General features: G+C 64.6%; 1 protein-coding gene and 1 pseudogene. Both read left to right on the forward strand.

Translation table 11 applies throughout. The features are described from left to right. Positions 1-88 precede the first annotated feature (88 nt). Positions 89-3491: pseudogene (locus tag ACZ89E_RS02075) on the forward strand (amino acid adenylation domain-containing protein). After that, on the forward strand, positions 3488-11329 hold the full coding sequence (locus ACZ89E_RS02080) for an amino acid adenylation domain-containing protein (RefSeq protein WP_476254733.1): 7842 nt from the start codon (positions 3488-3490) through the stop codon (positions 11327-11329). Before ACZ89E_RS02075 ends, ACZ89E_RS02080 begins: the two are co-directional and overlap by 4 nt.

An 11329-nucleotide genomic window follows, 5' to 3' on the forward strand; every position in this document is an offset into this window, starting at 1 on the left:
CCTTCGCTAAATCATCACGTTTGTCATTCGTTCTTGTTGATACGACCGGGCCTCCTGGTCACGCCGCCGATCAGCAAGGACCCCACGCATGAATGCCGCAGATGCACAGAAACTAGCCCGCCGTTTTATCGAGTTGCCACAGGACAAGCGCCGCTTGTTCCTCGCCGGCATGGCCCGCGAAGGCATCGATTTTGCTCAGCTTCCCATGACGGCCTGTGTCGGCGCCGCCGAGCGCGACGGTCTTTCCTATGCCCAGCAGCGCATGTGGTTTCTTTGGCAACTGGACCCCCACAGCGCGGCCTACAACCTGCCGATGGCGGTGCGCCTCGATGGCCCGTTGCAGCCCAAGGCGCTGGAGCGTGCGTTCAGTCTTCTGGTGGCGCGGCATGAGTGCCTGCGCACGACCTTCGGTCAGGAGGGCGAGCGTGCCTTCCAGCGCGTGGCTGAACCCAAGGAGCTGACCCTGGCGGTCACCGACCTGAGTGCGGTCCCCGAAGAACAGCGCTGGTCCCGTGCGCAACAGCACATGATGGCCGAAGCCACCCAGGCGTTCGACCTGCAACAAGGCCCGTTGCTGAGCCTGCGCCTGTTGCGCCTGGCCGAGCAGCAGCACGTGCTGCTGTTGACGCTGCATCACATCATTGCCGATGGCTGGTCGATGAACATCCTCATCGACGAGTTCATGAAGACCTACGACGCTCTTGTCGCCGGCCAGCAGCCGACATTGCCGGCGCTGACCGTGCACTATCGCGACTACGCCCTGTGGCAGCGCAGTTGGCTGGAGGCCGGCGAGCGTGAGCGCCAGCTCGACTATTGGCGCACACAGTTGGGCGCCGAACACCCGATCCTCGAATTGCCGACGGATCGCGCCTATCCGGCCCAGTCCAGCCACCAGGGCGCACGCCTGGAAAAAGTCATCGACGCGGCGTTGCGCCAGGACTTGAAAAACCTCGCGCAGCGCCAGGGTGTCACGCTGTTCGTGGTCCTGCTGGCAGCGTTCAAGACCTTGCTGCACCGCTACAGCGGCCAGACCGACATCCGCGTCGGCGGCCTGATCGCCAACCGCACCCGCAGTGAAACCGAAGGCCTGATCGGCTTCTTCGTCAACACCCAGATCCTGCGCAGCGAGGTCACGGCGCAAACCCGTTTTACCGACCTGCTGCAGAGCCTGCGCCAGTCAGCCCTCGGCGCCCAGGCCCATCAGGAATTGCCGTTCGACGCGTTGATCGAGGCCCTGCAACCGGCCCGCAGCCAGAGCCATAACCCACTGTTCCAGGTGATGTTCAATCACCAACCGCTGGTCACCGATTTACAGGATGTGCGACTCGACTGCGGTTTGCAGGTCGGTTACCTGAGCGAAGCGCAACTGGCGGGCTGCGGTCGTCAGCATGCGGCGACCAGCGACCTGATGCTCGATACCCGGGAGGAGGGCGAGCAGTTGTTTGCGGCGTTTACCTACGCCACCGACATCTTCGACCCATCGACCATCGCCGCGCTGGCCGGGCATTGGCACAACCTGTTGGCGGCGGTGTGCCGCGACCCGCAGCAGCCGCTGGGCGAATTGTCGATGCTGGCCGAAGCCGAGCACGACGGTTTGATCCAGGCCAGCGAGGCCCCGGCCCGCATCGCCTGCTTCCAACAGGTGTTCGAAGCGCACGTCGCGCGCACCCCGGACGCGGCGGCGTTGATCCTTGCGCACGATCATGCGCCCTCGCTCAACTACGCCGAACTCAATACCCGCAGCAATCGCCTGGCCCATCAGTTGTGCGCCCAGGGTGTCGGCCCCGACGTCTTGGTTGGCGTGGCGCTCGGTCGTTCGCTGGAGCTGGCCGTCGCGCTGCTGGCGGTGCTCAAGGCCGGCGGCGCCTACGTGCCGCTGGACCCGCAGACCCCGGCCGAGCGCCTGCGCCATGTGCTCGACGACAGCGGGCTGAAACTGCTGCTGACCGACAGCGAATGGCTGCCGAGCCTGCCGCCGCTCAATGGCATCGAGTGCCTGTGCGTGGACCGTTTGCCGACCAACGCGGCCCAGGACAATCTGAGCGTGGCGGTCGATCCGCAGAACCTTGCCTACGTGATCTACACCTCCGGCTCCACCGGACGCCCGAAAGGCGTGGCGATCAGTCATGGTGCGCTGAGCGAGTTCATCGAGCGGGCCATCGACTACAGCGGCCTGCGCGAAGGTGACCGGGTGTTGCAGTTCGCAACCAGCAGCTTCGACGGATTCGTCGAGCAATTCTTCCCGGCGCTGTGCCATGGCGCTTGCGTGGTCTTGCGCGACTCACGGTTGTGGGACAGCGCGACGTTGCATCAGGTCATTCTCGAACACGGCGTGACCCTGGCCGACTTGCCTGCGGCGTACTGGCATTGGCTGGTGCAGGACTACGCAGCCAATCCGCCGGCGCACTTCGGTGCCTTGCGCCAGATCCATGTCGGCGGCGAAGCCATGGCGGTGGACGGCCTGCGCCTGTGGCAACTGGCCGGGCTGGGCCATGTGCGCTTGCTCAATACCTACGGCCCGACCGAGGCCACGGTGGTCTCGACCATTCACGATTGCACCGCGCTGACGCCGCAAGCCGTGTCGTGGCGCGGGATTCCGATTGGCCACGGTCTGGCGCAACGTCGGGTGTACGTGCTCGACGACGATTTGAATCTGCTGCCTCAAGGCGCGGTGGGCGAGTTGTACATCGGCGGCCCAGGGCTGGCGCGCGGTTATCACCGGCAGCCGACCCTCAGCGCCGAGCGCTTTATCGCCGACCCGTTCGCCACCGGCGAGCGCCTGTACCGCACCGGCGACCGCGCTCGCCTGCGGGTGGATGGCGCGCTGGAATACATCGGACGGGTGGACCACCAAGTGAAGATTCGCGGCTTCCGCATTGAGCTGGGCGAGATCGAATCGCGCCTGCAGCAATGTCCGGGGGTTCGCGAGGCGGTGGTGCTGGCGTTGCCGCTGACCGGAGGCCTGCAACTGGTGGCCTATCTGGTTCCCGAGGAATCGGTGCTCGACAGCGTGGCCGAGCAGGCGCTGTTCCGTCAGCAAACCCGCACTGCGTTGCAAGCCAGCCTGCCGGACTACATGGTCCCCGGCCATCTGCTGCTGTTGCCGCATTTGCCCCTGACCCCCAGCGGCAAGCTGGATCGCAAGGCCTTGCCGGCGCCGCACGCCAGTCAATTGCAGGTCGCCTATCGCGCCCCGCAAACCGACACCGAGGTGTGCCTGGCGAACATCTGGATGGACGTGCTGCAAGTACCCCAGGTCGGGGGTCAACGATCACTTTTTTGAGTTGGGCGGTCATTCGCTGCTGGCCGCGCAAGTGATCGGCCGGATCAAAAACCAGTTGGGCGTGATTCTGCCGCTGCGCAACCTGTTCGAAAAACCCGTGCTGGGTGATCTGGCCCTGACCGTGGCGCAGTTGGCGGGCAGTGCGGCGGATAACGACTGGTCGGACATGGACCAGTTCATGAGTTCTTTGGAAGGAGTAGAAGCATGAGCGGCACTATGGCGGAACGCATCGCTAAAAGGTTCGTCGGTTTGCCGCTGGAGCAGCGTCGGCAGTTTCTGGCCAAATTGCGTGAGGACGGCAAGGATTTCAGCCTGTTGCCGCTGCCGGTCAGCCGTCACGACAACCCGCTGATCCCGCTGTCGTTCGCCCAGCAACGCTTGCTGTTTCTCTGGCAACTGGAGCCCCACAGCGCTGCTTACAACATGGCTGCCGGCCTGCGCTTGCGCGGGCAATTGAATGAGCCGGCGTTGCTGCGTTCGTTCGATCACCTGGTGGCGCGGCATGAAGTGCTGCGTACGGTGTTCCATACCGACGGTGATCAGCCGCGTCAGGTGATCCTTGATCAGCAACAGGTGCCGCTGGAACGCATCGACCTCTCGGGTATTGCCCCGCAAGAGCGCGAAGCCGAACTGGCGCTACGGGTGCGCACGGTCACGGCGCAGCCGTTCGATTTGCGCCACGGCCCCTTGCTGCGCGCGAGCCTGTTTTGCCTGGCCGAGGACGAGTGGGTGCTGGTGGTGAGCATGCATCACATCGTCTCCGATGGCTGGTCGATGGACGTGATGGTCAAGGAGTTCGTGCAGTGCTATCAGGCGTTTTGCCTGGAGCGCGAGCCGCAACTGCCGGCGCTGACCCTGCAGTACGCCGACTACGCCATCTGGCAACGTCGCTGGCTGGAGGCCGGCGAAGGCGAGCGTCAACTCGATTACTGGCGCCAGCAGTTGGGTGAAGAGCATCCGTTGTTGGCGGTGGCGGCGGACTTCGACCGGCCACTGACCCAAAGCTTTGAGGGTCAGACCCTGAGCTTTGATTTCGGCACTGGGCTGTCGCGCCAGCTCAATGCGTTCGCCCGGGCTCGGGGCACCAGTCTGTTCATGCTGGTGCTGGCCGGGTTTTCGCTGTTTCTGTCGCGTCAGGCCGGGGAGCGCGATATCCGCGTCGGCGTGCCCAACGCCAACCGCGGTCGCGCCGAAGTCGAAGGGCTGATCGGCTTCTTCGTCAACACCCAGGTACTGCGTTGCCAGGTGGATGAGCGTGGCAGTTTCAATGATCTGCTGGCACAGATGCGCGAGGCTTCGTTCGGTGCCCAGGCGCATCAGGAACTGCCGTTCGAGCAGTTGGTCGACGAGTTGGTGGCCGAGCGCACCCTCGGCCACAACCCGTTGTTCCAGGCCAAGTTCAACCAGAACGTCGGCATGCAGAAACAACGCTCGATGGACCTGCCGGGCCTGAGCGTTGCCGAATACACGCTGGACAAGGAAGGCACGCATTTCGACCTGGCGTTGGACATCACCGACGATGGCGCGCTGATCCACGGGCAAATGACCTACGCCAGCGACCTCTACCAGCGCTCGACCATTGAAGGCTTTATACCGGCGCTGCTCAGCCTGTTCGACGAACTGTTGAAGGCCCCGCAAGCGCCGCTGCACAGCATTGCGACTGGCGCATTGGCGCTGGCCGAACCGTCGCAGACGTCGGCATTGCAAGTGTTGCAGCACTGGGAGCGCGAAGTGGCGCGGCAACCCGAGGCGCTGGCCGCACGGGATTTGCAGCAGGCCCTGAGTTTTCAGGCGCTGGATCAAGCGGCCAATCGCCTCGCGCATTATTTGCGTGCGCAAGGCGTGCGCGATGCTCAACCGGTGGCGGTGCTGATGGAGCGCTCGCTGGACTGGCTGATCAGCGTCCTCGCCATTTTCAAGGCGGGGGCGGTGTACATGCCGCTGGACATCAAGGCCCCGGCGGCGCGTTTGCAGCAGATGCTGGAAGGCGCGCAGGCAGCGGTGTTGTTGTGCGCTGACGGAGATGAGCGCGTCACCCGCCTGGCGGTCGCCGGTTGCCAGGGCCTGGCCTTTGCCCCGTCGCACTGGCAGGACCAGCCTGCATCGAGCCCTGCGTTGACGCTGTCGGCGGAGTCGCCGGCCTATGTGATTCACACGTCCGGCTCCACCGGGCAACCGAAAGGCGTGCTGGTCAGTCACGGTGCGCTCGCCAGTTATGTGCGTGGCGCGCTGGAACGGCTGGCCCTGGCGCCGGACGCGAGCATGGCGTTGGTCTCCACCATCGCCGCTGACCTGGGCTTTACCGTGCTGTTCGGCGCCTTGTGTTCGGGGCGCCTGCTGCATGTGTTGCCGGAAGAACTGGGCTTTGATCCGGACCGCTTTGCCGAGTACATGAGCGAACACCGCGTGGGCGTGCTGAAAATCGTGCCGGGGCATTTGGCGGCGCTGTTGCAGGCTTCGCGGCCAGCCGATGTCTTGCCCGAACATGCGCTGATCGTAGGCGGCGAAGCCTGCTCGCCAGCGTTGCTGGAGCGGGTGCGCCAACTCAAGCCGCAATGCCGTTTCATCAACCACTACGGCCCCAGCGAAACCACGGTCGGGGTGTTGACTCACGAAGTCGTCGACCTCGACCCGAGCGCCCGGGGCGTGCCGGTCGGCCGGCCATTGCCGGGCGCTCAGGCCTACGTGCTGGACGACGTGTTGAATGCTGTCGCCGACAAGGTCGCGGGCGAGTTGTACATCGGTGGCGACAGCGTGGCCCTGGGTTACCTCGGGCAGCCAGGCCTGACCGCTGAACGCTTCGTGCCGGACCCCTTTGGCCCGGCCGGTGCGCGGTTGTATCGCAGCGGTGACCGGGTGCGCCGTAATCGCCAGCAGGCGATGGAATTCATCGGCCGCGCCGACGATCAGGTCAAGGTCCGTGGCTACCGTGTGGAACCCGCCGAAGTCGCCCGGGTGTTGCTCGGGCTGGCCGGCGTCAGCGAGGCGGCGGTGCTGGCCTTGCCGCTGGACGGCGATGAATCGCGGCTGCAACTGGTCGCCTATTGCGTCGCTGCGGCGGGTATGACCCTGCAAATCGATGGCCTGCGTCAGCAGTTGCAAGCTTGCCTGCCGGACTACCTGGTGCCGGCGCAGATGGTGCTTCTGGAGCACCTGCCCCTCACGGCCAACGGCAAGCTCGACAAGCGTGCCTTGCCGGTGCCCGGGGTGGTCACGCAGCACTTTGTGGCGCCGGTGGGTGAAATCGAAGAGAAACTGGCCGCGATCTGGGCCGAGGTGCTCAAGCTTGAGCGCGTCGGCAGCACCGACAATTTCTTCGAACTGGGCGGTGACTCGATCCTGAGCCTGCAAATCATTGCCCGGGCCAAGCGCCAGGGAATCAAGTTGAGCCCCAAGCAGTTGTTCGAAAAGCAGACCATTGGCCTGTTGGCGGCGGTGGCCAAGCTGATCGAAACCAAGCCGGCGCTGACCACCCCGCAACAGATCAGTGGCACGTTGGCGTTGCTGCCGATCCAGGCGCGATTCTTCGAGATGGACATTGCCAAGCGACATCACTGGAACCAGTCCGTGATGTTGCAACCACAAGCGCCCCTCAATGCCGGCCATCTGCACAAGGCGTTACTGGCCGTGATCGAACATCACGATGCCTTGACCCTCAACTTCCAGGCCTGTGGCGATCGCTGGCAAGCGATGTTCCAGACCGAGCGCGACCCTGAGGTCTTGTGGGTGCGCGAGCTGAGTGACCTGGCGCAGTTGCCGGCGCTGGCGGACGAAGCCCAGCGCAGTCTCAATCTGCAACAGGGCCGTCTGGTGCGAGCGGTGCTGGTGAACCTGCCGGACGGTGCGCAGCGTTTGCTGCTGGTTATCCATCACCTGGTGGTGGACGGCGTGTCCTGGCGGGTCCTGCTGGAAGATGTGCAGCAGGCGTATACCGCGCTGGCGGCGGGCAGGGCGCCGGCCCTGCCGGGCAAGAGCAGTTCGCTGCAGAGCTGGGCCGAACACCTGCATCAGTTCGGCCGCAGTGAAACCCTGGCTGGCGAACGTGATTACTGGATCAACACCCTGGACGGCGTCGAGGCGCAACTGCCTCGGGACTTCCCGCTGACTGCGCAGGCTCAGGTTCAGCGTCAGGCGGCCAGGGCGACTTCGCGACTGAGCAAGGCCCTGACCCACAAACTGCTCAAAGTCGCGCCCGCCGCCTACCGCACGCAGATCAACGACTTGTTGCTCACGGCCCTGGCGCGGGTGCTGTGTGACTGGAGTGAGCAGTCCTCGGTGCTGATCCAGCTTGAAGGACATGGTCGTGAAGACCTGTTCGACGATCTGGACTTGAGTCGCACGGTCGGCTGGTTCAGCAGCCTGTTCCCGGTGCGGTTGACGCCAGAGGCCGAGCCCGGTGCGTCGCTGTGTGCGATCAAGGAACAACTGCGCGCCGTGCCGGGCAAAGGCATTGGCTACGGCGTGCTGCTTTACCTGACTCCGGATCAGCCGCTGACCCCGTGGGTGCAACCACGGGTGACTTTCAACTACCTGGGCCAGTTCGACGGTTCGTTCAGTGCCGCTGATGGCGCGTTGTTCCTCCCGAGCGGGGAGAGCACCGGGGCCAATCAGGACCCGGATGCGCCGCTGGCCAACTGGCTGAGCATCGACGGTCAGGTGTATGGCGCCGAGCTGGAACTGACCTGGACGTTCGGCGAGGGCATGTTCCGCCCGCAAACCATTCAAGCCCTGGCTGATGCCTATCGCCTTGAGCTGGAGCGGCTGATCGAGCATTGCTGCGACACCGAACAGGCCGGCGTCACGCCGTCGGACTTCAGCCTGGTAACCCTGACCCCGGCGCAACTCTCGGCCTTGCCGGTACCGGCGCGGGAGATCATTGATCTCTATCCGTTGTCGCCGATGCAGCAGGGCATCCTGTTCCACAGCATCAACGAACCGGACGGCCCGGCGTACACCAATCAGTTGCGGGTCGATGTGCGGCAGCTGGACGCCGGGCGCTTTCAGCAGGCCTGGCAGCAGACCGTCGACGCCCACGAGATTCTGCGCACAGTGTTTGTCTGGCCTGAAGACGCCGCCGCAGCCGTGCAGGTGGTTTGCCAAACGGCGCAGATGCCGTGGCGCGTGCAAGACTGGCGCGCGCGTACCGACCTCGACACCGCGCTGGACGCCTTGGCACAGGAAGACCTGGCGCGCGGTTTCGACCTGAGCAAGGCGCCGCTGTTGCGCGTGCAATTGGTGCAGACCGGTGAGTCGGTGCATCACCTGATCTACACCAGCCATCACATTTTGATGGACGGCTGGAGCACCTCGCAGCTGTTCGGCGAAGTGCTGCAACGCTATGCCGGCATGACCCCGACCGCTAGCGCCGGGCGTTATCGCGACTACATCGAATGGCTGGGGCAACGCGACCAACAGGCCAGTCGTGACTTCTGGCGCACGGCGCTGGCCAGCCTCGAAGAGCCGACCCGACTGGCCAGCGCCATGCCGCCGCGTCAGCAGCCGGGCAGCGGCTATGCCGAACATCAGCATGTGTTCGGCGAGCAACTGACGGTTGAGCTGAACCGCTTTGCCCGTGAGCAGAAAGTCACGCTCAACACGCTGATGCAAGCGGCCTGGCTGGTGCTGTTGCAACGCTACACCGGGCAGGACACCGTGGCCTTCGGCGCGACCGTGGCCGGTCGCCCGACCGATTTGCCCGGGGTCGAGCAACAGATCGGCTTGTTCATCAATACCTTGCCGGTGGTGGCCGCACCGTCCGCCGAGTTGTCGGTAGGTCAATGGTTGCAGCAGGTGCAAAGCCTCAACCTGGCCCTGCGCGAGCACGAACATACGCCGCTCTATGAAATCCAGCGCCGGGCTGGCTTGGGCGCGGGCTCACTGTTCGACAGCATCCTGGTGTTCGAGAACTACCCGATGGCCGAAGCCCTGGAGCAGGCGCCGGCCTCGGGCCTGGTGTTCTCGGCCATCCAGCGTCAGGAGCAGACCCACTACCCGCTGACTTTGGTGGCCGTCACCGGCCGTGAGCTGAGCCTGGGGTTGAGTTTCGACCAGGCCTGTTTCGATCAGGCCAGCATCGTCGGCCTGACCGCGCAACTCGAAAGCCTGATGACGCAGTTCCTCGCCGATCCCACGCAGCCGCTGGGTGCCTTGCACCTGCTGGACGAAGCGCAACGGCAGGCCGCGCTCGAATGGGGTCGGGCTGACACCACGGCGCTGGATTCGCGCACGGTGCTTGAGCGGATCGACGCGCAGGTTCAACGGCAACCGCAAGCGACGGCGATTCTGTTTGCCGAGCAGCAGATCGATTATCAGCAGCTCGATACCCGGGCCAATCGCCTGGCGCACAAGCTGCAAGCGCTGGGTGTCGGACCGGAAGTGCGGGTCGGCGTGTGCATGCGCCGTACGCCGGACATGCTGGTCGGCTTGCTCGCGATCCTCAAGGCCGGTGGCGCTTATGTGCCGCTGGACCCGGAGTACCCGCAGGAGCGCTTGCTGCACATGCTCGACGACAGTTGCGCGGCCGTGCTGCTGACCGAGGCGGTGGCCCAGGCGCTGTTGCCCGCGGCGTTGAGCGCGCAGGTACTGGTGGTCGAGGAGCGCAGCGACTGGCTCGGCGACTACCCGTCCACCGCGCCGTCGATCAGCCTTTCGGCGCACAACCTCGCCTATGTCATCTACACCTCCGGTTCCACCGGCAAGCCCAAGGGCGTGGCGATTACCCACGGCAACCTGGGGGCGCTGATCCAGTGGTCTGCGGGTGTGTACCGCGATGAGCAATTGCTCGGCGTGCTGGCCTCGACCTCGATTTGCTTCGACCTGTCGGTCTGGGAAATCTTTGTCACCCTGGCGTGCGGCGGTTGCATGGTGCTGGCTGACAATGCCCTGGCGCTGGCGGATTTGCCGGCCCGCGAACGGGTCACGCTGATCAACACTGTGCCGTCGGCGATCGCCGCGTTGCAGCGCTCCGGGCAGATTCCGGCCTCGGTCGGCACCATCAATCTGGCGGGTGAACCGCTCAAGCAAACGCTGGTGGACACGCTGTACGCGACCACGTCGGTCAAGCAAGTCTACGACTTGTATGGGCCTTCCGAGGACACCACTTACTCGACCTTCACCCTGCGCACACCCCAGGGCCAGGCGAACATCGGCCGGCCGCTGGAAAACACCGTGGCCTACCTGCTCGACAGTCAGTTGCACGTGCTGCCGGCCGGGGTCGCCGCCGAGTTGTACCTGGCCGGTGCCGGCGTGACCCGAGGCTACCTGATGCGGGCGGGGCTGACCGCTGAACGCTTCGTGCCAGACCCGTTCTCCAGCAACGGCGAGCGCCTGTACCGCACCGGCGATCTGGTGCGCCAGGGGGCGGACGGGCAGATCGAGTACATCGGCCGTGCCGACCATCAGGTGAAGATCCGCGGCTTTCGCATCGAGTTGAGTGAAATCGAAGCGCGACTGCTGGAGCTGGCAGAGGTCCGCGAAGCGGTGGTCCTGGCCGAGGACGGCGTTGCCGGCAAACACTTGCACGCCTATGTCGTGGCGGTGCAACCGGTCGCGGATTCGCACTGGCTGGCAGAGCGCTTGCGGGCGGCGTTGATCAGTCGTTTGCCGGCGCACATGGTGCCAGCACATCTGCACATTATCGACGCCGTGCCGCTGACCCCCAATGGCAAGCTGGACCGCAAGGCCCTGATGGCGCTGGGCGGCAGCCCGGCCCGGCAACGCTACGAAGCGCCGCACACGCAGCTGCAATGGGAAGTGGCAACGATCTGGCAGGAAGTCCTTGAAGTCGAGCAGGTCGGGTTGACAGACAATTTCTTCCAGTTGGGCGGGCATTCGTTGCTGGCGACCCTGGTGGTCACCCGGATCAAGGAACGCCTGGGCGACAAAGTGGCGCTCAAGGAACTGTTCGAAGCGGACACGCTGCACGCGTTCTGCAACCGTATCGAGGCATTGCGCGTCGATTTATCGCCGGTTCAGGACGAATTGGCTAAATCCCTGGAGGCCCTCAAACGTCTATCCCTCGATGATCTGGAAAAACTGATTTCTTGA

Source organism: Pseudomonas sp. TE3899 (genome assembly GCF_056279105.1).